This is a genomic window from Spiroplasma endosymbiont of Cantharis rufa, assembly GCF_964019665.1.
GTDB lineage: Bacteria > Bacillota_I > Bacilli_A > Mycoplasmatales > Mycoplasmataceae > Spiroplasma_A.
Map to the genome: position 1 here is coordinate 1,045,266 of NZ_OZ026459.1, position 25,016 is coordinate 1,070,281.

Below are 25,016 nucleotides of genomic sequence, written 5' to 3' on the forward strand. Positions count from 1 at the left end.
AAAATTTAAAATTTAAAAAACCCTTTATTTAAGGGCCTTTTTAAGCCTTTATTTATTTTTTTTAATTTTTGATAAAGCATTCTTAGCAGCTTCTTGTTCAGCTTGCTTTTTATTGCTTCCTTTTCCAGTTCCAAACACCATTCCTTCAAGAACAGCATTAACTATAAACAAAGTTGTGTTATTTTCAAGTTTTTCTTGACTAATAACAACATAAGATAATTCACTTCTTATTTCTAATTGAATAAGTTCTTGCAATTCAGATTTAAAGTCATGTGATTTATCTAAAAATTGATTTATTACATAATCACTAAAAATAGTTTTTTTTAGTCATTTATCAAGTATTTTTTCCCCTTGATCTAAATATATAGCAGCTGTCATTGATTCATAAACATCAGAAAGAATTGAATCCTTTTCAAAACCTTTTGAATCTAATTCACCGATCCCTAATCTAATTAATTGTCCAATTTTTATTTTTCTTGATATTTCAGCTAAAGTATCTTTTTTTACAATTGAACTTCTATATTTTGTTAATAAACCCTCATTTGATTTTGGAAATAGTTTATAAAGATATTCACTTACTTTCATTTGTAAGATTGCATCCCCAAGAAATTCAAGTCTTTGATAGTTTTTAGCAAGTCTATTCTCGTTTGAAAATGAGTTATGTGTTAAAGCCTCACTATAGTAAGACTCATCTTTAATTACAATTGCAAATTCATTTAAAAGAAATTTTTTAATTGTCATTATTTATATAACGCCTTTTCCACTTTTTTAACAACGTCATTTTTAATTGCATTGTAAGTCATTTTCAAAGTTGCATAGAAAGCTATTTTATCACTTGAGCCATGAGATTTAAAAGCAATATTTTTTGCTCCTAAAATTATTGCTCCAGCATGATTTTTATAATCAAACTTTGCTGAAACTTCTTTAAATGCTTTACGCAATCTTAATGCAGCTAATTTTCTAAATATATTTTTTGTAAGTGCAGATTTAATTTCTGTTAAAAGAGATTTTCCCATTCCCTCTGCTGCTTTTAAAGCAATATTTCCTGTGTAACCATCAGTAACAATAATATCTACTTTACCACTTGCTAAATATCTTGATTCAATATTTCCAACAAAATTTAAAGACTTATTTTCTTGTAATAATTTATAAGCCTTTTGATGTAATTCTAAGCCCTTTGATTTTTCCTCACCTATGTTTAATAATGCTACTTCAGGATTTTCCACACCATTAACAGCCTTTGAATATGCTGTTGCCATAATAGCAAAATTTACTAAATCCTCAGGATCACATTCTAAATTTGCCCCTACATCTAATAAAAGAGTAATTTTTCCTTTAACTAATGTTGGTATAACTGGCATAAATCCAGGTCTTTCAATACCATCAAGTTTTTTCAAAATAAAATGACAACCTGCTACAAAAGGAGCTGTTGCACCCCCAGTTGTAATTGCATGCGCTTTTCCATCTTTTACTAATTCAAGTGCTTTAACCATACTTGAATCTTTTTTTCTTCTAATATCCATTATTCCATCTGTCATTTCAATTACTTCCAAAGTATTTAAAATTTCAACTTGATCATGGTTATATTTTTTTGAAGACAACTCTTTTTTTAAATTCTCTTCATTTCCAACAAAAATAATTTTTAAATCTTTTTGCTCACCTAATAGTTTAATAGCAGCATCAACTGCTGGAATTAAACCATTATCCGAACCCATAACGTCAAAAGCTATTACTTTATAATCCATATTTTAACTCCTGTACATTAGTGATTATATATACAATTAGACTTTAAAGCAAAAAAAATAAAACATTTTATGTTTTATTTATTATATTTAGCATTATTTTGTTGTTGTTTTATAGTACCTTTAACGCAACAAGGACATTCTTTTGATAAACAAACTTGACATCCTATACATTTTAAACAACTTTGACATCCATGAAATGAACCGCTACAAACTCTACATGTGAAACAATTGTGTGCTCCGCCAGGGCAACAAACATCACTTGAATTTTCAACTTTTTGTTTTGGTAATGGCATTTTATTTGCTCCCTTATTTTTAATATAAAAATTATACCTAATTTTTAACTAACTAGCAATGTCAGTGGGCGTTTTTTAATTTGTAACATAGCTGCAGTTCAGCCAATGTAAAGAATTGCTCCTAAAATTATTGCCGAAACAAATGGTATTCAAGGTAATGAAGGCAAAGCAATTAATACTTTAAATCTACCTCAAACAAATGCTTGAATTCCAGATCACACTACAAGTGAAGCTAAGAATGCAAATAAGTAACTAATTGCTGAACCTGAAATATATTTCCCCATAACCATTCAATTAATTTCACCATTTTTATATCCTAGGGATCTCATTATTGTAATAACATTTATTGAGTCAGTAATAATAATATTCATAATTACTATCAATAAAATAATAAGAAGAACTATATCAATTAAAATATACATCAACATTGCTTTTGTCATTTTACCAAGCACCTGATTTATTACAGACTTTAATATAGGTAATGTAATAACAGATGAGTCCATAAAGAAATTTACAGCTGTTGGTTTATCCAATGAATTTCCATCAATTGATGGTGCTAAAATACTACCTAGTCACGGTTTATTTTGTGAAGATGCAATTGTATAAGTATCTCTTGAGTATTTAAAATTTCTTTGAGAACCAGCAATATCTTTTAAATCGATTTTACCTTCACTTGCAACTTTTGTACTTATTATTGAGTTGAATAATAACTCATTTTTATCTATTGATTGAACTTCATTTACATTTTTTATAAATGTTGAATAATCAACGTAGATATCTTGAAGTAACGTATCATTTTCATTTATTGAAGCAATTCTTATATTAACAGTTTTATCTTTTCCTAAAGTTATTTCAAATACATCTCCAACATTTTTATTTAAAATTTTTGAAAGTCTAAAAGATATTACAGCATTGATATAATCTTTATTACTCTCTTGTAATTCTTTCATTGCTTTTTCACTTACTGAGTCAAGATTCACAACAGCTCTTGTATTTCCACCAATTTTATTTGTGGTATCAATTAATCTTAAAACAGAGTTTTCAATATCTACATCATTATTATTTTTAATATGATATGGCAATATTGTTTGAAGGGCTTCGTCATTTCCATTAAATATTATTTTGTTAACACTTAATAGAGAGTTAATTCCCTCTTTCATTTTTACAAAGGTTGTTAGTAGATTAATTAAAGTATTACTTAACTTAATTTCAGCTCTTGTTTGATTTCTAGGAAGAATATTATTTAAATCATCTATAAAATATTTTTTAACAGATTCAATATCTTCACAACTACCTTTATAGTTCATACCTAAAGGAGATACACAAGCTAATTTTCCAATATCATCCAAAAAAATACCACTCATTTGTTCTGGAGTTACTTTTAGAATTGAATACTTTGGAATTTCTTCAGGAACTTCTATTCTATTTAAAAGATTTTGATTTGTAGATATTTTTTGATTTAGTGGTGTAATTAAAGCAGTTAATGTAGCCACACCAGAAATTATTTCTTTATTACTTTCTCAATATTCTGTATTTATAATTTCATCTCTTACCTTTGAAATACTAGACATTAATAAAGAAAAATTATTTGTAGTTTTGTATTTATCTTCTTGTGAATTTCTAATAAACTCTTCAACTTTTTGAGTTTCAATATTTTCATACTTAAGACCATAATTTTCTTTTGTAATATCTTGATATATTCCATTTGGAGATACTTTAATTGGCACAACATTTTTAAAAGAATAATAATGGTTAACATCTTTTGTATAAATATTGTAAGCTCCTTCAATCATATTTTTAATTACAGGCATTGCCCTTAATTGCAAAGTAAACAAGAATGAACTAAATAAGAATAATCCCATAATAAGAGTAAACTTACCTTTCCCCGCAGAGACAAAGGCATGTTGCATTCTAAATGTAAATCCCTTATTTCTTTTTCTCAATATTTTTAAAATAATTCAGTTAAATAAAGAATAAATTAAAGCAGGGAAAAATATAATTTTTAATATTAAAACAATTACATCTGATTTACTTTTTTTAGGTCCCGATGTTAATAAAGATAAAGCTCCTTCATTAAGGAATTTAAAAATGATCAAATAACTTAGTCCAGCAAATAAAATAGGCACAATTATCATTAAGACCATTAAAAATATTGGAGAAGCATATATTGTTTGAAAGTCAAAAATAACAAACGTACTAAACTGTTTGGTTGCACTATCAATTTGGAATGGGAAAGAAAGTAAATACCCTATTCCTATTCCTATAATCATAGTTAAGAAAGTTTTTAGTGAGAACACTCATGTAAGCTCACTAGTTCTATATCCAAGTGATTTAAAAACTCCCAATTGCTTTCTTGTATTATTAATTTCTTTTTTAAGAACAAATAGTATAAACATAAATCCTAATAAAAATAGAATTGCTCCAATCATGACATAAATTCATGTAATTATATATAAATTTGTCAATGTGGCTATAACACTATGCTCACTTGGTTCTTTAAATATAGTTGTACCAGGAGATAAAATTGATAGATTTGTCAATGATGAATCTTTTTTATTACTGTTTACTATATTGCTTGAGAAAAGTTCATTAAGATTATAGTTATTACTATTCTTAGTTATAAAAGTTTCTTCACGATAAAATAAGTAAAATCCGAGTGCAGAATTTGATGTCATATTATCTGTTGTAAATAGTTCACTAAATGTATAGCCATTTTCATCTTTTTCTTCTGTAAAAAAACTATTTTTTAAGAATACTTGACCATAGTTTTGAATAGAATCTGAAAATGATGAGAAGTTAATTGGCGTTAATGAACTGTATTTTAGACCAATACCAACAATTTTAAATGGTAATGGTTTTGGAAAATTTGTTGAGCCTTGATAAGGTTGATCAACACCTAATAATATTTCATCTCCAATTTTTTTATTTTGATTTTTAGCGTAAGCATCACTAATAACTATTTCATTATTTTTTTCTGGTAATCTTCCACTTTGCAAAATAATATTATTTATATCATATGGATCATTTTCACTTAGTGCACTAACATTTGACATATTATAAATAAAATGATCTTCTGCACCTTTTTGCATTTTAATATTTACATTAATAAAATTTTCATACAAAAATGAATCATTTGATTGATTTTTTAATTGCTCTAAAATTGAAAGAATTACATAATTATTAATATTTCTGTTTTGATAATCCCCAAAACTAGCAATTTCTTCTTGAGCTTCTTGAGTAAAAATATCTCCCACTTTTAGTGGTCTCTCTTTACCTTTTGTAGTAAATTCATTAATTGTATTATCGTTTCCATAATATGTATAATACCAAATGATTGATCTTAGACCTAAAAGAATTTGTTGCTTTTCAAGTTCTTCTTTTTCTTCATCAGAGATTTTAGTTTTAGAACCAGCAATTTCTTCTACAACATCCTTTGCATATTCTTGAATTATATCTTTTGTTCCTTCTTGTAATCATCCTTCTTCTGAAGGTTGATTTAGTTCAAAAGTCATATCCTTATATTCAATTATGAATTCTTGATTTTCTCAAATATATGGATAAATAAAGTCATCATCCATCTTAGTTATCCCTTGTCATTGTTCTTGTCAAAGGTTTGTATTTTTTTTAACTGATGATGCTTTTAATGATAATTGTAAAGGTGTAGCTAACATCCCAAAAATAAGCATTGTAAAAATCATTAGAAACATAATTGTTCCTAGTGTCTCTACTCAAGCCTTTAAAAAAGCCTTCATATAAGATTTAAATATATTTTTCATTTTTTTCTCCTAACTAATTTAAAATACTTTAAATAATAGAATTAGGTGGACATTCTCCCTTTAATTTTTCTGCTAAAAAAGATCTTTTTTTTATAGCTATAATATTTCTTTGACCAATATCATAAAAATTTAATTCTTTTATAAGATTTGTATAAAACTTTAATAGCTTATTTTTTAATTGATAAAACTTAATTGATAAAAAAATTGCTAAATTTAAAAATTTTAAATATAAACTATTACTTATTTTTTTAATATATGTTCATTTGAACTTCTTATTTCTAATTGAGTTCAATATAACAAATATAAATATAATACTTAAAAACTCAAAAGTTGAGAAAATTATTAATAAAAAAGTTATTTTATTAATATAAACAGATTTACTTAGTTCAAAATATTTAACTAGATTATCTTCTGATATCATACTTACAAATAGGATTCAAATAGAAATTGCTAAAACCAAGTAAACTACAGGGCTAAGTTTAATTTTTACTTTTTTGATTAAATTATTAAAAAGATTCTTATTTATTTGCTCCAATTTAATTTTTTTTAAGAAGTTAATTATTCTAATATAATTAACTAACTTATAAATATATATTGCAGATAAAAGAAATGTAATTCCAAATAAACCAAAGTATAATAAATAATTTGAGATATAAAGATTATTAGTTATTAGAAATTTAATTAAAGTTATTGAGCAAAATAAAGAAAGTAATAAAATTATTATGCTTATTATTGTGCAACTAATATTTTTATTTTTCTTATTTTTAATAGAAAGCATAATTTTTTCTCCCTTTATAAAACATATTTATTATAACTTATTAAATAAAAAAATGATTCTTATGAATCATTTTTATTCTATACCAATAATGAATGAATATACTTCTTGTTGTCCATCAATAACTTCATATTCTACATCATAATTTTCATCAAGATATTTACGAAGATCATTAATATCTTTAAATGATGCATCTTGGCCTGTAAATATTGTTAAAATTTCTGTTTTTGCAGTAATAAATTTTGACAATGATTTATAGAAAACATCTTTTAAAGTTTTTGCAGATATTGTAATTTTTTTATCTGCCATCATCATATATTCACCAGTTTTAATATTTATACCATCCATTGTTACATCTCTTGCTGCTTTATTAATTGAAACTGAAACAATATTTTTAATAGCCTTATTAATATTTGATTCATTCTTTTTAGGAGTATCTTCAATATCAAGATTTAGATATGCAGTAATTCCTTGTGGAATTGTTTTAGTTTCAATAACAACTATTTTTGACATTTTTTCTAATTCTTTTGCTTGTTTTGCTGCTAACAATACATTTGAGTCATTAGGGAAAATGTATACTGTTTTTGCATCAACAGCTTGAATTGCTTTCATAAAATCATTTGTTGAAGGATTCATCTTTGGACCACCATCAATAACATAATCTAAACTTAAATCATTTTTAAAGTAATCTTGAATTCCTTTTGATCTTACAACTGCTATTGTAGCAACATCATTTTTCAATTTACGTTGTTGTTGAGCAGTAACTCTTGCTGAAGTCTCTATAGTATTTGCTACGTGTTTATCTGCTTGTAAAGTCATATTTTCAACTTTAATATTTTTAAATTCTCCAAATTGTTGTAAATAAGATAATACTTGTCCTGGCATTAATGCATGTGTATGCACCTTTAAAATATCTCTATCCATAACTGCAACAATTGATGAATTTCCATATTGCTCAAAAGTATCTCTTACTGTATCAATTTTTAACTTATCAATAAATTCCTCATTTAGCATAACAATTGCTTCTGTACAATAACCAAATTCCTCTTCAATTGACATCTCAATATTTGAACCTGTATTTTCTTCTAATTTTTTTAATTTTGATATTGGTTTTAATTTTTTAACAAAATATTGCATTCCTTCAAAAAACTTAACTAAACCATATCCACCACTATCAACAACCCCTACTTCTTTTAAAGCAGGTAATAGCTCTGGAGTATTATCTAAAGATTTATTAGCAGCTTTAACAAGCCCTTCTCAAAAGTCATTTGGTGCTTGTTCTTCAACAAGAGAATTTACATATTCACTAGTTTCACGAATTACAGTTAAAATAGTACCTTCAACTGGTTTCATAACTGCTGCATATGCAACATCTTTTGCTTTTGCAAAAGATTCTTTTCAAGTATCTAAATCAAGTTTTTCCTTATCTTTCATTCCATTAGAAAAACCCTTAATGATTTGAGAGAAGATAACACCAGAATTTCCTCTAGCACCCATTATTAGGCCTCTAGAAAATTTGCTCATTAATGAGCCCACATTAGTAAACTCTTCTTTTTCAATTTCAACAAATCCATTGGTACAAGTTAAATTCATATTTGTTCCTGTATCACCATCAGGTACAGGAAAAACATTTAGTTTATCTATATGAGGATAATTATTATATAAATTATTAACCCCACTAGTTATCATACCTTTTAAAATTTGTGTATCTTTCATAGTATTGTCACCTTCTAAACTATATTGTTTTTTTATTATTTAAAATTAAAAATATTAAAAAATTGCAAATTTATATTTGCCAGTTTATATATTAATATTTGCACTTGATAAAAGAAATAAAATATTGTCTAAACGACAATAAGATCATCTACTGCAATATCAACTATATAATTTCGCACGAACTGAGAAAGCTTTTCTAATTCATACTTTACACGTATTTGAACTTCACTAACAACGTCTCGTATGTTAACTCCATTGATTAAAATAATATGTACTTTCACTCTGTCCATTGTATCAGTTGAAACCATCTCTACTGCCTTTGCAATATCTTCAGTTTTTAATTCAAATTCTGATTTAGCTGCATAATTTGCAAATGATGCCACTCCAGGTACTGTAACAACAGCATTTGATATAGAATCTAAAATAGCTTTATTTATCATTTTGGCCTCCGTAAAAAGTGTACAATTTTATTCTCTAATTCAGGATAACAAAAAAATCATGTTGTTACGTTTCAAATTAGTACAAAATAATTTTACACTATTAAAGCAAAATAATAAAATAATAAGTCTAAAAAGTAAAAATTTACTTTAGAATAATTTAAATATTTTCTTGTATTTTTAACCTAATTATTATATTATTTATAAGTCCGAGGTGAAAATATGGCAAGAAAAGACGGTTTAACAGGTAAAGGTCCTTTGTCAGGTAATTCAAGATCACATGCTATGAATGCCAGCAAAAGAAAATGAAACCTTAATTTACAGAAAGTTCAAGTAATGGATGAAAATGGTAAAGTTATGACTTTAAAAGTTTCAGCAAGAACACTTAGAACTTTAAAAAGAAATAATCAATTAGCAAAATAAAAGTACAATAAATTAAGAAACTCATCGAAGTTTCTTTTTTTTCATTATATAATAATTAATGGTATTGCCCTCTTGGCGGAATTGGTAGACGCAGCAGACTCAAAATCTGCCGAGAAATCGTATCGGTTCGACTCCGATAGAGGGCACCAACTAAAAAAATAAAAAGCAGATTACAATCTGCTTTTTTATTTTGTCATAATAATCATAACCTCCTCTTTAATTAAAATTTTAGGATCTACATACGGTAAAAATTGATTTGAATAAGCCAAAGAATTAAAAGACTTTAACTTAATGTTTTTTACTTCATATTTCATACCTTTAATAGTGATTTCATTATCTTTCAAACTAAATAAGGAGATATATGTAAAATCTTGATATTTATTAAAATCAATAATATTTTCACCAGAATTCAATTTAAAAATAACTGATTTTTCATTAAATATTTTTACATTATGATTAAATACGTAATCAATAATAGTTAAGTTCATATCATATCTTTTTGATGGATTAACTATCATTGTAATATCTTTTATCTCTTTATCAACTAAATAATGAATTGCTGCTATTCCATCTAAATAATCTTTTTCAGGGTTAAAAGTTATAAATTTTTTTGCTTTTAACTTTATAATCTCCAATTCTTCTTGAGTTACTTGATCAAAATCAGACATTGCAATATCTATATTAATGCCCTTTTTTATTAAATCTAGACATCCTCTTTCAATTCCAATAATTAAATGAGTTTTTTCAAAAATTTTTAAGTTAATGTTAGTTTCTGAAATAACAATTAATGCTTTATCCTTCAAGTTTAGTTACCCTTTCTTTTAAATTTTTTACAGAAGAACCAACTAAATAACTTCCTGCTACAATTACATCAACTCCAGCTTTTTGAACAAGTTGATAAGTTTCTTCATTTATTCCTCCATCAACTTGAATTAAATAAGAGTAATTATTTTCATCTTTTAATGCCTTTAATTTTTGGATTTTGTCCAAAGAATTAGAAATAAATGATTGCCCACCAAATCCAGGATTAACACTCATGACTAAAACATTTTTTATTTTAGGTAAGTATTTTTTAATTTTGAAAACATCAGTATTTGGATTTATTGAAATAGAAGCAATTATATTGTTACTATTACAGAAAACTAAAAATTCTAACATTTGCTTTTTAGTTAGAGCTTCAAAATGTACTGTGATTTGCTTTACATTTTTTACAAGAAATGGTTTAAGGTATTCCTTAACAGAAATATTTTGAATTTTAACCATTAAATGTAAGTCAATATTAAAATTATAACTATTAACTATATCTGTTAGTATTTTCGGTCCGAAAGATAAATTCGGGACAAAATTATAATCCATAACATCATAATGAATTCATTTAATTTTTGCTTCCTTTAACTTATCTAAATCTGATTTTAGATCTAAAAAGTTAGCAGTTAAAATGCTTGGAGCTACAATAAATTTTGCCATTAATATTTTCTCCTTTGATTTTCAATTTCCAACTGAATTTTTACATAATCATTATATATAAATTCTGGAAATTTATGATTTTTAACTGCTTCAAGAATTTTACAACCTGGTGTATTGTTCAAATGTAAGCAATTATTAAATTTACAGCTTTGATCTTTAAAAAAATTAATGCTTAAAGCAATGTTTTCTTTATTAACTTCCTTATACTCAAAAGAAGAAAATCCTGGTGTATCACCAATTAATGAGTTTTTATAAATAAATAACTCATTTTTTGTTGTTGTATGTTTACCTCTATTTAATGCTTTTGAAATTCCTTGTGTTTTTTCAAAAGCATTTGGAATGATATGATTTAAAGTTGTTGATTTTCCAGCTCCAGTTTGACCTGTAAAAACAGAGGTTTTATTCTCCAAACACTTTAAAAAATTATTTCAATTTTTATCAGTATCAATCATATTATTTATTAAATAGACCTCATAACCAATAGTTCCATACAGTTTAGCCTTTTTAACTTCCTCATCTTCATTATTTGTTAAATCCGCTTTTGTAAAAGCTAAAACTGGTTTTAAATTAAGTGTTTCAAGAAAAAACAAATATTTATTAAGGGTATAAGTGTTTAAAATTGGCTCTCTTAAAGAAGTTATAATGACTACTTGATCTATATTTGCTATTCTAGGTCTATAAAGTTCATTTTTTCTCTTCAAAATTTCAGTTAATGATCCTTTAAAGTTTTGTTTGTCAGTAAATTCAAAATTTACATAATCTCCTGTTGTTGGTTTTTGATTGCTATGTCTTATTTTTCCTGTTGCTTTACATTCGTATAATTCATTTTCAAAAAATACATATGCATATTCACTTAATATTTTTAAAATGATTCCTTTATTCATTTTATAGTACCATTAGCAAAACAAATAAAGCAATAAGTGAGATTATAACTATTAAAAAGATTGCTGTGAATTTTGTCTTGACAATACTTGGTAATTTATCCAAAGTATTTCCTACTTGAAGCTTTCTTTTACCATCATTCATAACTAAAGTTACTTTTTTATGATAAATATATGGTTTAGGATTATCTGCTTTTTTTATTTTTAATAATTCATTTTTTACTTCATCAATATTATTAAATCTATTTTCGGGTTCTTTTTCTATCATTTTTAAAATTAGATTTTCAAGACTTTGTGGAATTGAAGGATTAATTAATTTTGGACTCGTTGGAGTTTCTTTTAAGTGTTTTGCTGCAATTTTGGGAGCTTCTTTTGCAGTAAAGGGTGCTACTCCTGTAGCTATCTCATATAACATAATACCAAGTGAATAAATATCACTTTTTGGAGATGGTCCTTGTGCTGCAATTATTTCTGGGGGCATATACTTAGGAGTTCCAATAGCTTTATTAATTTCTGATGATTTACCTTCCATAACAGAAATTCCAAAGTCACCTAATTTTACATCTCCTGCTTGAGTTAATAAAACATTATCTGGCTTAATATCCCTATGTATTATACCTAATTTATGAGCTTCTGATAGAGCATCACAAATTCTTGAAAAATAATACTTTATCTCTTTGAGTGTCATTGAACCAAAATCTTGAAACTTATCTTTTAGAGTTCCCCCTTCAACACATTCCAAAATAATAAATCACTCATCACCATTTTGTATAATATCAAAAAGCTTAACAACATATGCATTAGATCCCAACTTTGCAAAAGCTTCCTTTTCAATATCAAATCTTTCTTGTCCTACAGGTTTAACAACAATTTCTGGAGCTACAACTTTAACTGCAACTATATTTCTTGTAATAATATCATATGCTTTAAATACAGAAGCCATTCCCCCTTTTCCTAATTTACTAATAACTTCATATCTTTCGTTTATTAACGATCCTGGTTCATATTTACTCATAAAAGCTGCTCCCTTTTCAATATAATAATAACAAAAAAAGCAGAGTTAGATTACTCTGCTTCAATAATAAGGATTGATAAGTTATCTGTTGAGACGTTGTCTTTTGCATCTTCAATTATTAAGCTTGCCTTATCCTTTAATTTTACTTTTTTATTTGCTAAAGTGGAAGCAGTTATTTCTTCATCAATATAATCATGAACACCATCTGTTGTTAACATGTATATACCTTCTTGATTCTCTACAAAATATGTATCAATTCTTAAGGTTTTTTGTGGACCCAATGCACTTGTTAAAACCTTTCAGAAAGTAACATCGTTAGCCTTCTCATAAATTCCTGACATTTGAATATCTTTTCTTTCCGCTTCTGGAGTTGAATTCCATAAATTTTGGTCTTCAGTTATTTGAAATAAATTATCATTAACTAATTTATAAGTTCTTGAGTCTCCTACATTAATAACAAATCCACCATTTTTTGTAAATAAAATAGCTGTTAATGTTGTACCCATATCCTTTGTTTCAAATCTTTCATTTGAATATTCGACCATTTCAGTCAAAATATTATTTACACAACTTCTTAATCATCTATTTATTTCTTTTTGATTAAGTTGTGAAAAATCATTTTGATTAAAATACTCAATAAATTTTTGAACAGCTAGTTTTGATGCAACCTCACCATAAGCGTGTCCACCCATTCCATCACAAACAACTCCTAGAGCTTCTCCAGTTTTTTTTGTTGCAAAATCAAGATAATCTTGATTAGTTTTTCTATAATTACCTATATCAGTAAGCATTGCACTTTTAAATTTCATTTTTTATGACACCTTCCCTTTTGGCTCTTAACTGGCCACAAGCCGCGTCAATATCTGCACCAAATTCTTTTCTTACAATTGCAGTAATATTTTGTTTTTTTAATATTTTGAAAAATTCCTCTACTCTTGTTGATTTTCTATAAGGATTTTCTTCAACTTCATTATAAGGAATCAAATTAACATATGCATTAATACCTCTAATTATTTTAGCCAATTCTAATGCATGTTCTGGTTTATCATTTAAACCATCAATTAAAATATATTCAAAGGTAACCCTTCTATTTGTTTGATCAACATAATATCTTACAGAATCTAATAAAACTTTAATTGGAAATGCTTTATTAATTGGCATTAATTGATTCCTAACATCATCATTAGAGGCATGCAATGAAATTGCAAGATTTATCTGCGTTTTTAAATCCGCAAATAGTTTAATTTTTGGAACAATTCCACAAGTAGAAATTGTAATATGTCTAGCACCAATTTCAAATCCATTTTTATCATTAATTATTTTTATAAATTTCAATACATTTTCATAGTTATCAAATGGTTCACCAATTCCCATAACTACAATATGACTAACTCTAGATCTTTTATTTTCAGGATCATTTTTATATTTCTCTTTTAAATATAAATTCATTGTATATATTTGTCTCACTATTTCATCAACAGATAGATTTCTTTCAGTTTTTATTAATCCAGAAGCACAGAATTTGCAAGACATTTTACATCCAACTTGTGTTGTAACACAAACAGATTGTCCATACTTTTGAGGCATAAGAACAGTTTCAATTGATTTTTTATCATCTAACATAAATAAAATTTTGATTGTTCCGTCCTTAGACTCTTCAGTAACTAAATCTTTAAGTAAATTAGTTAAAAATCTAGAATTAAGAAACTCTCTTAATTCTTTACTTAAATTAGTCATATTATCAAATTTTGTTTCCATTTTAAGGTAAATTCAATCATAAACCTGTTTAGCAGAAAATTTTTTAAATCCGTTTTCCACAAGAATTTCTTCTAGTTCTTGAATTGTGTACCTAAATATACTTATTTGTTCCATAAAAATTTAACTCCAATATATATTTTATCATAGTAATAAATGTTTAATTTAAAGACTTGCTTTTTTAAGTTTTTTTCTTAAAAGTAAAAAAATGATTAAAGATATTCCAAATGTAATAGGAATTAAACAATATGCCATAACAATAGTTCATTTATTTTTTGATTTACTATTATTTGCATTCTCAATATCTTTATTAGACTCACTTTCTTTTTTGGAACTTATATTAATATTAAAATACTCTCCATTTTTATTTACAATTTCTATATTTCCAATATTATTACTATCCTTCAAAGAGAAATTATAATCACCATTTAAATCTATTAAATTAATATTATTATCATAATTTTTTAACTCATAATCATTTTTATTGAATGATAGTTTTTTACTATCAGTATTAATTTCTCTGGTTACGAATTCATTAAAGGAATATATTTTGAAAGTAAAATTTTGCTTTTTATATTTAAATTCTATTTCAAAAAGCCCTTTGCTTTTTGGTATAAATGCAATTTTATTTTTTTCTCTTGTTATCAATAATTCTTTTGATAAATTTTTAATACTCAGTTCGTTTTCATTTATTTCATCAAAATTTATTATGTTTAGATTATTTAAAGTATTTACTTCTGAAACTACAATATTTTTATCCAGTTCAATCACACTATCATTTTCTATTATCTCAATGCTTATTTTCTCACTCACTTTTGTTATATTTGAAATTATTTCAATTTCAAATAAGCCAAGCTTCTTTGATTTAATTCAAAGTCTATTGTCCTCAAATATGGTAATTAAAGATACATTTTTGTTTATTATAAATAATTGTTCAAAAGAGTTAGAATATAAATCAATATAATCAAATTCACCTTTCTTAATTGCTATTTCATTAGTCTCTAATTCAAAGTAACCATCTTCATTAATTATTTCAATTTCAATTACTTTTTTATTTTTGGCATCAATTGAATCAATTTCTAAAAGAGATTTTCCAACTTTTAAAGCAGAGATTTTTATAGTGTTTTCATTTTCATTTTTAACTTTGATATTATCATTATATTTATAATTGACTTTTCTAAACTTCTCTCCATTTATAATAAATAATTCTTTTGTCTCATTTTTCTTAAGAGTTATTTTTTCAAAGGAAGTCATAATATCTTTAAAGTCAAAATCATCTTCAGCAATATTACTTTGACTAATTACAGAATAATTATCTAATTCATAATTCTTGCTTGTAGTTTCAAATTTAGTTTGATTTCAACTTAGCATAAAAATATTATTTTCTGATTTAATATTTGTATGACTTATTAATATATTGAAAGTTAAAATTTTACCTCTTGGTTTTTTATATTCATACTTAAAAATTACTGGCTTATTAATTTCAAAACTCTTAATGGCTTTTGAATTATTTATATCATTTAAATTAAATACTATTTCATTTTCATTAATACTATACTTCTTAGATAAAAAATATTTTATTTTTTTATGATTCTCATCCAAATTTTTTAGTGAACTTTTATAATTTAAATTTAGTTCATGAAAGTCTGTATTTATTTCAGCTCCTTTAAATACTACTTTGATATTTTTCTGAATTATTTGAGAATTATTTTTCAATTCTACAACAGTATTAATTAAATTTGATTGAAATAAGTTAGCAAAAAAAATAGTTTTTATTTCAGCTCTATATACATTGGACTTTTTAATATTTAAAAATTTAAAAAAATTATCATCTGAATTCAATAATTCCTCCAATTTCTTACGAGAGTAATTGTACTCACTATTTTTTTCTGTCTTTAATGTATAAAAGTTCTCTTCTATATCTTGAAAATAATTTCTTCTAGATATAAAATTTGTTTTTAAATTTGTTAATAATAAGCCTCCTCTTTCAATTCTTCCAAGTCTCTCTCCTCATGCTTTATTTTTTAAGGCTACTTTATCTTTAAGAATTTCTTCACTAATAGTTCCTTGAACTATTAATCCCGAATTAACTCCATATATTTTTTTAAACTCTAAATCTAATTTTGTATATATAAAAGTATCAGTTCATTTATCATGATAATTATATTCCCTTTCAATTACTTTTGACTCTTGTCTTTTAGCTAAATTTATATTTAATTGAAAACTTTCAAAATTTAGATTTTCAAAATTTATATCTTCAATATCACTTTTTCCGGTAGAGTTTCTTTCTACAACATTTTTAAAATTTAACTCTAAATCTGAGTCATATCAAAAATCCTTCATATGTTCTAACTTTAGTTCTTCAAGGGAAATAAAATTATTTACTTTACTTCTATAGATTGTGCTACTATTTTTTCTTATAATTTCACTAAGTTTTTCCTTTTGATCGTCTAAAAGATAATAAGGTTCCTTTTCTAAGTGATGTTCTTCTATATAAATATTTTTTATGGACAGATTTATATTTTTTATTTCTGCAACTGATGTTGATAGATTACCTAAAGGTAATATTGTAAATAATAATTTTAATATTTTTATCATATAGCATTCTCCTCCTTTCTCTTTAATCGACTAATGAAAAATAAAAAATGAAAAGAATTAAATTCTTTTCATTTTACAAATATAAAATCCATCATTATTATATTCATTTCCAAAAAATACTTTTTCATATATTTTTTTAATATCTTTATGTCTTAATAAGAAATTACTAATTTGCTCTTCATTTTCTTTCTTATTTATTGTGCAAGTTGAATACACTATTTCAGTATCTACTTTTGCGCAATTGTATGCCTTTTCTAGAAGTTGAGATTGTAATAAAATAAGTTCTGAGTTTTCTAGATCACTATATTTTTTTAATTTAATTTCAGGCTTTTGTCTGATAACTCCATAACCTGAGCAAGGCGCATCCAATAAAATAAAATCATATTTTTCTTCTGAAATATCCAGAGCATTTTTACATTCTAAAATTACATTTTTAATTCCCAATCTAGAAAGATTTTGTTCTATTAAATGTATTTTATTCTCTTGCAATTCATATGCATTAATTTTACCCTTATTTTCCATTATTTGAGCAAGGTGACTTAATTTTCCTCCAGGTGCACTACACATATCTAAAACTTTTGAATATGGTTTCGGATTTAAAATATAAGAAGCATATCCACTTGTTTGGTCTTGAACTGTAACATAACCTTTTAAAAATATTTCCTGATTAATAATATTTTTATTAGTTAAATAAAAATACTCAATTAATTTTGATTTAACTAAATTATATTTCTCTATATATTTTTCTTCAAAATCTTTTATCGATATTTTTAAGGTGTTTAATCTCAAACTAATTTTACTTTCAATATTTGAATTTAAAATAAATTCCTTAGCTTGAGATTTTGAATAATCTCCAGAAATTTTTTTATATAGTCAAAATGGAAATCCATTTTCCAGTGGAAAAATATTTTGCTTATTTTTAATACTTACTTCTCAAAGTTCTTGATTTTCAAGTCTTTTTGAAACTTTATTCACTAATCCTGCATAATTTTTATTAATTAATTTTGCAATATTTACAGATTCATTAATTACATAATAAGCTTTAGACTTTAAAAATTTTAACTGATATAAATTCATTCAAAGAAGTATTTGAATTTTGAAATCTGTTTTATTTGGATTAATTATTTTATTAACTACATACTCTAAATAAATTTTGTATTGAATAGTTCCATATACCAATTTGAAAACAAAGGCTATGTCTTCTTTTGACATAGCCTTTGTTTCAATTAGATTACTAAGCAATTTATTTGAGAATTTATTATTCTTAAATACCTCAAACAAAATACTTAATGCTTCTTTTCTTGAGTTCATTATTTTTAAAATTCCTTTTGTTCAATACTAAAGAAATTAACATCAATCATAAATTGTTCTACAGTTGCTTCAACAAAACCTGAGTTTTCCAATACATTTAAATCCTGACTTGCTAGTACATGAGCATATGTTTTATTAGTTAATAATTCAACTAAATAATTTTTAAAATCAAAGTTTTCGCTGATTTCTTCTCCACCTACTTTTTCAACATTTTCTTTTCAATTATTTACAAAATATTGATATTGCCCAGTAACAATCTCACTTACCTTATTTTTTAATTTAAAATATTTACTTTCGCTTGGATCAATACTTAATGTATTTTCTTTTGTTAAAACTTCTTTAACTTTAGCAACAGCATTTTCAACACTATCAATTTCAATAACATATTGATATTTATGTTTTAATGGAATTTCTAATAAAGCCTTATCTAATCTTTGTTTGATGATCTCTTCCTTTTCAGTCCCACGTTTTCTTAATCTTTGTTCTAAAGCTTTTAAACTTGGAGGCATTAAAAAAATTGATACCAAATTTTCTGGTTTCTCTTTTTTTAGAACCTGTGTGGCACCAATAACTTCAATTTCTAAAACTACATTTTCTCCTTTTGCAATTTTGTCATAAACAACTTTTCTTGGAGTTCCATAATAATTATTAATAAATTCTGCATATTCAATTAACTCATTGTGTTGAATTGCATCTTCGAATGCTTCTTTATCAACAAAATAATAGTTAACTCCATCAATTTCTTCTGGTCTAGGAGCACGAGTTGTCATAGAGATTGATTGTACTAAATTCAATGATTTGTCTTGTGCTAACTCTTTATTAATTGTTCCTTTTCCTACTCCTGATGGCCCTGATAAAATTATTATTTTCCCTTGTTTTTTTTCCATTATAAACTCTCCTTTTCTAGCCTTAAAATATAGAGATGCTTATTTTTAAAATCCTTATATTTTAAAAGATTTAGAGTCGACATTTCCCTAACATCTAACTTTAATTCCGATTCCATAATTAATATACCATAATTATTTAGCAATTGATTCTCAGAAATATATTTGAAAAATTCTGTGTAGTATTCTACTTTAGCAAATGGAGGGTCAAAAAAAATTAAATCTACGCTCTTATTTATAGATGTTAAATAACTAAGCATTTTTTTATAATCAAAGTTAAATAACTCGTATTCTTCACTATTTAATCCTGTAAAATTTTTTTTAATGATTTCTAAAGCTGGTTTATAGTGGTCATTTACAAAGGCAAACTTTATTCCTCGTGACAAAGCTTCAAGTGACAAAGCTCCACTTCCACCAAACAAATCTAAACAAATTTTGTTATCAAAAATAAAATAATTATTTAAAACATTAAACATATCCTCTTTAACTCTTGTAATTGTTGGTCTTGTATTCATTCCATCCAATGTAACTAGTTTTCTACCTCTAAAACGCCCGCTAATAACTTTCATTTTTATTTTTCCTTTGCTTTTTATATTATACAAAAATAATTATTATTATATAATGATACTTGAGGTGTTGATTTATGAAATTAGATATAAAAAAGGACTTATTACAATCACAATTACCAACAAATAAATGATTGTGAAAAGATAATCAACCAGAAATTATTCGAAATATCTCTTTAGATGTTGAATTGCCCCTAAGCAAAGAAAATGACTTAGTAATGAGAAAATTAATTGATTTTGTAAGATACAGTCAAGATTCTGATTTAAATAAAAAGGAAAATGAAGATTACTTACGTCCAGCAGTTGGACTAGCAGCTCCTCAAATTGGAAGCAATACTAATATGTTTTTTGCAAGATTTGAATGAGATGTTGAAAATGGAGATGTTGAAGAATATGCAATCATAAATGGAAAAATAACTGCAAATAGTGACCAGATTACTTATTTAAGTGATGGTGAGGGTTGTTTGAGTGTAGATAATGACCATAAAGGTTTAGTACCAAGAAGTTATAAAATTCAAGTTGAAGGTTATGACTGATTCAAACAAGAATATATTGAATTAACTTTAAGAGGATATCACGCTATTGTTTTTCAACACGAATTGGAACACAATCAAGGAAAACTTTATTATGATCGAATTAATAAGGAAAATCCAAATTATAATGAGGAAAGTTGAATAGTAATTTAGAAGTTTTATAAAACTTCTTTTTTTTATTTATTTTTACTTAGTTTTTTGTATATTTAATTTATTTTTTGCTAAAATACTATTAACTATGACTTTTAAATTATTTGGAAACGATAATACATATAATACTTTTACGTATCATTTTACAAATTTTTACATTTTAATATAAGGAGTTGAAAATATGGAAGACAAAAAACAAGAGTCTCTACAACAGGTAAAAAGCGTAGTTGCAAATTTAGAGAAAAAAATTGAAATAAAAAAAATGGCAGATAATATAAATCCGCCAAAGAAAAAAATACAGCAAGCACCCTTTCCTACTAAAGTATTTGCTTTAGGTGGTTTGGAAGAAGTTGGTAAAAATACTTACTGTATCGAATATGATAATGAAATTATTATGATTGATGCTGGGGTTAAATTTCCTGATGCTACACAATTAGGTGTTAGTGCTGTAATTCCTGATTTTAGTTATTTAGTAGAAAATAACTCAAAATTAAAAGGATTATTTATTACTCATGGTCACGAAGATCATATTGGAGGAATCCCTTATCTACTTCAACAAGTTGAAGTACCAGTAATTTATGCACCAGCTTTAGCAGCTGCATTAATTAGAGATAGATTAAAAGAATACAAGTTACAAAATAAAACAGTTGTTAGAGAATATACTGAAAATGATGTTTATTCAACAGTAAATTTCACTATTCAATTTGCAGCAGTAAATCACTCAATACCCGATGCTTTTGGAGTTCATGTGCAAACACCTAACGGTGCTATTTTCTCAACGGGAGATTATAAGTTTGACTGAACACCTTTGGGCCATGATGCTAATGTGCAAAGATTGGCAACATGAGGAAATGATGGAATTGAGCTATTAATGGCCGATTCAACAAATGCTGAAGTTGAGGGTTATACAATTGGTGAAAGAAAAGTTATTCAAAATATTGATACACTTTTCTTAAAATCAAAAGGAAGAATTATCATTGCTTCATTTGCTTCAAATGTTCATAGATTACAACATATTATTGAACTTGCAAATAAGTATGGTAGAAGAATTGTGGTTATTGGTAGAAGTATTGAAAGAATTATTAAAATAATTAGACAAATGGGTCATTTAAACATTAATGATAAAATGTTTATTAAACCCCATGAAATTGAAAACTTCCCTAAAAACCAAATAATGATTTTATGTACAGGAAGTCAAGGAGAACCAATGGCTGCTCTATCTAGAATATCTAGAATGGAACATCAAACAATAAAAATAATTCCTGGTGATACTGTAATTATGTCTTCATCACCTATTCCTGGTAATAGAGCTGATGTAGAAAATGTAATTAACAAATTAACAAGAATCGGTGCTAATGTTATTGAAAATAGTGGAGATAACAAAATTCATACTTCTGGACATGCAAGTCAAGAAGAACAAAAATTATTATTTACTTTGCTAAAACCAAGATGTTTTATGCCAATGCATGGTGAATATAGAATGTTAAAAATCCATGGGGAAACAGCAATGAAAGTTAATGTTAAACCTCATAATGTATTTGTTGTTGCAAATGGAGATCAAATTGAATTGCATAATGGTGTTGGTCAACTTGGTAAAAGAGTACCAGCTGATGCAGTATTTATTGATGGAAAAGATATGACAGGAAAAGCAAGTAATGTTATTAGAGAAAGAAATATTTTAAGTAAAGATGGTTTAATGGCTGTAATTATTTCAATAGATTCACAAGTTAATAAATTATCAGCTCCTCCTAGAATTGTTTCTAGAGGAAGTTTCTATGTGAGAGATAGTGGAAATGTTATTTCTGAATCAATAAACATAGTTACAAATGCAGTACAAGAAGTTCTTAATTCGCCAAAACCTACGTTTGGTGCCATTAAGAATGCAATAAAGGAATCATTATCACCTTTCATCTTTAGATATAAAAGAAGAAATCCTTTAATAATTCCAGTTATTTTAAATAAAAAAATAGAGGTTAATAAATAATGAAAACAAGAAAAGAACAATTAGGCCTTTTTTCAATAATATGAATTGGCTTTACTTTTATTGCTGGAATTACTTTTACAGCAAGTTTTAGTCAAATAGTACTTGGAGGCAATGGAACGAATCCAAAAGATGGAATAGGTCTTCATATTATTTGATTATTTTTAATAGAGGGTTTAATAGCATTTATGTGTGCTTGAGCCTTTGCCAAATTAGTTAAATATCATCCCCAAGCAAATGGAGGAGGAAGCCAATATGTTAGAACAGCATTTGGCAAATTCTGAGGATTATTAATTGGTTTTATCAACTATTCAGTTATTCCAGTAATTGGGATGGCTTTAATAGTTACAATGGTTAGAGCTAACTTTGGACCACTGGAACAAGGACAAACTGGTGGTTTATGACTTGTTGGTCAAGATAAAAATGGAGAGTATGGAAAATTTGGAGAATGAGGAAATCTATACTTAGATTTAATTGCCTTTGCCCTTTATATCTTTGCAGCAACAATTATATTTTTTGGAATAAAAAAATATAAGTATGTTGGATTAATCATAGGATATATGACATGAGGAATTACACTATTATTAATGATTTTTGGTCTAGCTGCTGGATTTATGAATCTAAGTTTAGGAAATAATCCTTTTGATGCTTATAAAGATCAAAAACTAACTATGAATGGTTTCACTAAAGCATTTACAACTTGTTTCTTTGCTTTTGGTGGAATAGAAACATTTATATCAACAGGTAAGAATATTAAAAATAGAGCAAGAAATATGCCAATTGCAATTATAGTTATAATGATTGCAACAACTCTTTTCTACATAGTATTCTCTGTAATTACAATGTTTGCAATTGGTGGAACATTTACTGGAAATCCAAACACACAATTATTTCCAGACAATAATTTTTTAAGAAATTTTGGACCAATACTAATTATTATTTGTACAATACTAATGAGATTTAATTCTTCATTACAAATAACATTATTTGGAGGGTCAACTCTTGAACCTCTATCAAGTCAAGGATATATTTCACCAATCTTTAGAAAAGAGAATAAAGAAAATGTTCCAGTTGCTGGAGTTTTAGCAACAATGGGATTATTTGTAATTTGTGCAATTATGTTCTTATTTATTCCAGATATTATTGAAGGAGCTACAAAGTCACCTTCTCCACTAAATTATGGAACAATTGCAAGTTGTGCATCAATTCTTTTAATTGCAATCTATGGAATGATTATTCCAGTTGTGCTAGTTCAAGGATTTAAAAAGAAAATAAAAGTTGAAATATGAGAATACATAGCATGATTTATTACTCTACTATTCTTAGTATTTATACTAGGTTCATACTTCTTTGAATTGGCTAAGATATTTGCTAATCCAAAAGATGAAAATGGTAAAATTCTTATACAAGGATTAGTAAGCAGTATCTTCCAATTAGTATACTTTGTAGGTATTGTCATATGAGCAATATTGCAATACTTCTTATACTATAAAAATAAAATGAAAAAAATGGACCCAAATTCAGAAATGGGTAAAGTTATTTCAGAATATGAAAACTTCTTTAGACTTTTAAGTGATAAAGAAATGGCAGATATTAGAGCTGAAGAAATAAAAAATGATCAAGAGTATCTAGAATACAAATTAAATTTAAAAGAAGAAAAACTAAAAAATAAAACTGTTTCAAAATAGTCCATAAAGGACTATTTTTTTATAATATAATTAATTTATTATGGAGGAAAGCTATGAAAAAATTAATAATAATGTTAAGTGCATCTGCTGTATCAATTGCATCTGTTGCTCCAATTGTAAACTATGCTTTTTATTCTCCAATTGAAATAATTACAAAAAGAATAAGTTATAATTATAACTTTGCAAAATTTGATTGAAATAATCTACAATTCAAAGATGTTAATGGTATTTCACAAGCTGAATTAACTTCTAAGGATTTTACAAATTCACTAAAAAAATGTGTTGAAGAGATGTTTTTAGCTATTCCTGAAGAAATATCAAATGTTTATAGTATAAAAACCATTACAACAAGTTTTAATGGTTCTATGAACTATAAAAATAGCCAAGCTGAAGAATTTAGCAAAGAATTTGTTGATGCAAATAAAGATATAAATGCAATGAAAATTGAAGATCATACTCTTGTTATTGAAAGATTTAATGACCCTGCTTTAGGATATTTATATTATGCTAATGTTTATGCATCAATCAATAATAAACAAATTAGACTTTTTGGTTTAAACTCATCTAATCCATATAAAGGCTTAGACGATTTAAAAAAAGAATTTAAAAATACTTTTGAATTAGAGATTGAAAAACATATTTCAATAGATGGATTCGATGAACAACCTTGGGGAATAGAATTTCCTCAAAATTTACCATTTGCACCCGCAGAATACGTAATTGGATGGTTTATGAGTACAAACATTGAAAGCAAGGAAGTAAGAGAAAAAGTTATTGCACATATAAATAATGTAAAAAAAGTACAATTAGAAAAATTTGATAGACCTGAAAATCTTTATTATGCTAAATTTAATGAAGAAAGTAAAACTTACTCAGTTGGAGAAAAATACAATATGAATGATGTAATTAAAGATGAATACTTTTATATTGGTATAACAAATAAAGAAAATGCTTTTGGTGAATATAAAGTACTTATAAAAAATACACTAGGGGAAGAAGAAACTATTTAACTAATATTATTT

Annotated in this window: 22 protein-coding genes and 1 tRNA gene; 6 read left to right on the forward strand and 17 right to left on the reverse strand. The window is 25.8% G+C overall.

Annotation, left to right across the window (positions count from 1 at the left end; all coding sequences use genetic code 4):
* Nucleotides 1-48 precede the first annotated feature (48 nt).
* The 7 genes from rnc to AACL15_RS04545 form a co-directional block, all read right to left on the reverse strand.
* Nucleotides 49-741 (reverse strand): ribonuclease III, encoded by a 693-nt coding sequence (rnc, locus tag AACL15_RS04515; protein WP_339033849.1) that lies wholly within the window; start codon nt 739-741, stop codon nt 49-51.
* On the reverse strand, nt 741-1,745 hold the full coding sequence (gene plsX / locus AACL15_RS04520; RefSeq protein ID WP_339033851.1) for a phosphate acyltransferase PlsX: 1,005 nt from the start codon (nt 1,743-1,745) through the stop codon (nt 741-743). The genes rnc and plsX overlap by 1 nt, the downstream gene beginning before the upstream one ends.
* Nucleotides 1,746-1,819: 74 nt before the next feature.
* Nucleotides 1,820-2,038, reverse strand: coding sequence for a hypothetical protein (locus tag AACL15_RS04525; protein WP_339030298.1), 219 nt, complete (start codon nt 2,036-2,038; stop codon nt 1,820-1,822).
* A 44-nt stretch (nt 2,039-2,082) separates the two neighbouring features.
* Entirely contained in the window at nt 2,083-5,814 is a 3,732-nt protein-coding gene (locus AACL15_RS04530) for an FtsX-like permease family protein (protein WP_339033853.1), read from the reverse strand.
* A gap of 28 nt (nt 5,815-5,842) precedes the next feature.
* Nucleotides 5,843-6,592 (reverse strand): hypothetical protein, encoded by a 750-nt coding sequence (locus AACL15_RS04535; RefSeq protein ID WP_339033855.1) that lies wholly within the window; start codon nt 6,590-6,592, stop codon nt 5,843-5,845.
* A gap of 72 nt (nt 6,593-6,664) precedes the next feature.
* The gene (locus AACL15_RS04540; protein ID WP_339033857.1) at nt 6,665-8,305 is read right to left on the reverse strand and encodes a DAK2 domain-containing protein; all 1,641 of its coding nucleotides are present in this window, start codon (nt 8,303-8,305) and stop codon (nt 6,665-6,667) included.
* Nucleotides 8,306-8,433: 128 nt separating this feature from the next.
* A complete protein-coding gene (locus tag AACL15_RS04545) occupies nt 8,434-8,745 on the reverse strand; it encodes an Asp23/Gls24 family envelope stress response protein (RefSeq protein WP_339033858.1) in 312 nt (103 codons plus the stop codon).
* A 219-nt stretch (nt 8,746-8,964) separates the two neighbouring features.
* Here AACL15_RS04545 and rpmB point away from each other — a divergent pair, with 219 nt between their 5' ends.
* On the forward strand, nt 8,965-9,165 hold the full coding sequence (gene rpmB, locus AACL15_RS04550; RefSeq protein WP_339030291.1) for a 50S ribosomal protein L28: 201 nt from the start codon (nt 8,965-8,967) through the stop codon (nt 9,163-9,165).
* 66 nt (nt 9,166-9,231) lie between these two features.
* A tRNA-Leu gene (locus AACL15_RS04555) sits at nt 9,232-9,314 on the forward strand.
* Nucleotides 9,315-9,350: 36 nt separating this feature from the next.
* On the opposite strand, the gene AACL15_RS04560 is transcribed toward AACL15_RS04555, so the two are convergent.
* From AACL15_RS04560 to rsmD, 10 genes are read right to left on the reverse strand one after another with little or no spacing between them, the layout of a single operon-like run.
* Nucleotides 9,351-9,968, reverse strand: coding sequence for a thiamine diphosphokinase (locus tag AACL15_RS04560; protein ID WP_339033860.1), 618 nt, complete (start codon nt 9,966-9,968; stop codon nt 9,351-9,353).
* A complete protein-coding gene (locus AACL15_RS04565; RefSeq protein WP_339033862.1) occupies nt 9,958-10,632 on the reverse strand; it encodes a ribulose-phosphate 3-epimerase in 675 nt (224 codons plus the stop codon). The genes AACL15_RS04560 and AACL15_RS04565 overlap by 11 nt, the downstream gene beginning before the upstream one ends.
* Nucleotides 10,632-11,516 (reverse strand): ribosome small subunit-dependent GTPase A, encoded by an 885-nt coding sequence (rsgA, locus tag AACL15_RS04570; protein WP_339033864.1) that lies wholly within the window; start codon nt 11,514-11,516, stop codon nt 10,632-10,634. Before rsgA ends, AACL15_RS04565 begins: the two co-directional genes overlap by 1 nt.
* 1 nt (nt 11,517) lies before the next feature.
* Nucleotides 11,518-12,528 carry a serine/threonine-protein kinase gene (locus AACL15_RS04575; RefSeq protein ID WP_339033865.1) on the reverse strand — a complete coding sequence of 337 codons (1,011 nt, stop codon included), beginning with the start codon at nt 12,526-12,528 and terminating at the stop codon, nt 11,518-11,520.
* 50 nt (nt 12,529-12,578) lie between these two features.
* Nucleotides 12,579-13,337, reverse strand: a complete 759-nt coding sequence (locus tag AACL15_RS04580; RefSeq protein ID WP_339033866.1) for a PP2C family protein-serine/threonine phosphatase — start codon at nt 13,335-13,337, stop codon at nt 12,579-12,581.
* The gene (gene rlmN / locus AACL15_RS04585) at nt 13,327-14,400 is read right to left on the reverse strand and encodes a 23S rRNA (adenine(2503)-C(2))-methyltransferase RlmN (RefSeq protein ID WP_339033868.1); all 1,074 of its coding nucleotides are present in this window, start codon (nt 14,398-14,400) and stop codon (nt 13,327-13,329) included. Before rlmN ends, AACL15_RS04580 begins: the two co-directional genes overlap by 11 nt.
* Nucleotides 14,401-14,448: 48 nt before the next feature.
* On the reverse strand, nt 14,449-16,881 hold the full coding sequence (locus AACL15_RS04590) for a hypothetical protein (protein WP_339033870.1): 2,433 nt from the start codon (nt 16,879-16,881) through the stop codon (nt 14,449-14,451).
* A gap of 57 nt (nt 16,882-16,938) precedes the next feature.
* Nucleotides 16,939-18,192 (reverse strand): 16S rRNA (cytosine(967)-C(5))-methyltransferase RsmB, encoded by a 1,254-nt coding sequence (gene rsmB, locus AACL15_RS04595; protein WP_339033872.1) that lies wholly within the window; start codon nt 18,190-18,192, stop codon nt 16,939-16,941.
* Between the two features lie 5 nt (nt 18,193-18,197).
* Nucleotides 18,198-19,079: a guanylate kinase gene (gene gmk / locus AACL15_RS04600; protein WP_339033874.1), complete on the reverse strand. Its 882-nt coding sequence runs from the start codon at nt 19,077-19,079 to the stop codon at nt 18,198-18,200.
* Nucleotides 19,079-19,678 (reverse strand): 16S rRNA (guanine(966)-N(2))-methyltransferase RsmD, encoded by a 600-nt coding sequence (gene rsmD, locus AACL15_RS04605; RefSeq protein WP_339033876.1) that lies wholly within the window; start codon nt 19,676-19,678, stop codon nt 19,079-19,081. The genes gmk and rsmD overlap by 1 nt, the downstream gene beginning before the upstream one ends.
* A 41-nt stretch (nt 19,679-19,719) precedes the next feature.
* Here rsmD and def point away from each other — a divergent pair, with 41 nt between their 5' ends.
* The 4 genes from def to AACL15_RS04625 all read left to right on the forward strand — a co-directional run bounded on the left by def (nt 19,720) and on the right by AACL15_RS04625 (nt 25,004).
* Complete coding sequence (gene def, locus AACL15_RS04610; protein WP_339033877.1) at nt 19,720-20,328, forward strand: peptide deformylase; 609 nt, start codon at nt 19,720-19,722, stop codon at nt 20,326-20,328.
* A 259-nt stretch (nt 20,329-20,587) separates the two neighbouring features.
* Nucleotides 20,588-22,309 carry a ribonuclease J gene (locus tag AACL15_RS04615; protein WP_422398409.1) on the forward strand — a complete coding sequence of 574 codons (1,722 nt, stop codon included), beginning with the start codon at nt 20,588-20,590 and terminating at the stop codon, nt 22,307-22,309.
* The gene (locus AACL15_RS04620) at nt 22,309-23,994 is read left to right on the forward strand and encodes an APC family permease (RefSeq protein WP_339033881.1); all 1,686 of its coding nucleotides are present in this window, start codon (nt 22,309-22,311) and stop codon (nt 23,992-23,994) included. Before AACL15_RS04615 ends, AACL15_RS04620 begins: the two co-directional genes overlap by 1 nt.
* A 53-nt stretch (nt 23,995-24,047) precedes the next feature.
* On the forward strand, nt 24,048-25,004 hold the full coding sequence (locus tag AACL15_RS04625; protein WP_339033883.1) for a hypothetical protein: 957 nt from the start codon (nt 24,048-24,050) through the stop codon (nt 25,002-25,004).
* Nucleotides 25,005-25,016 lie beyond the last annotated feature (12 nt).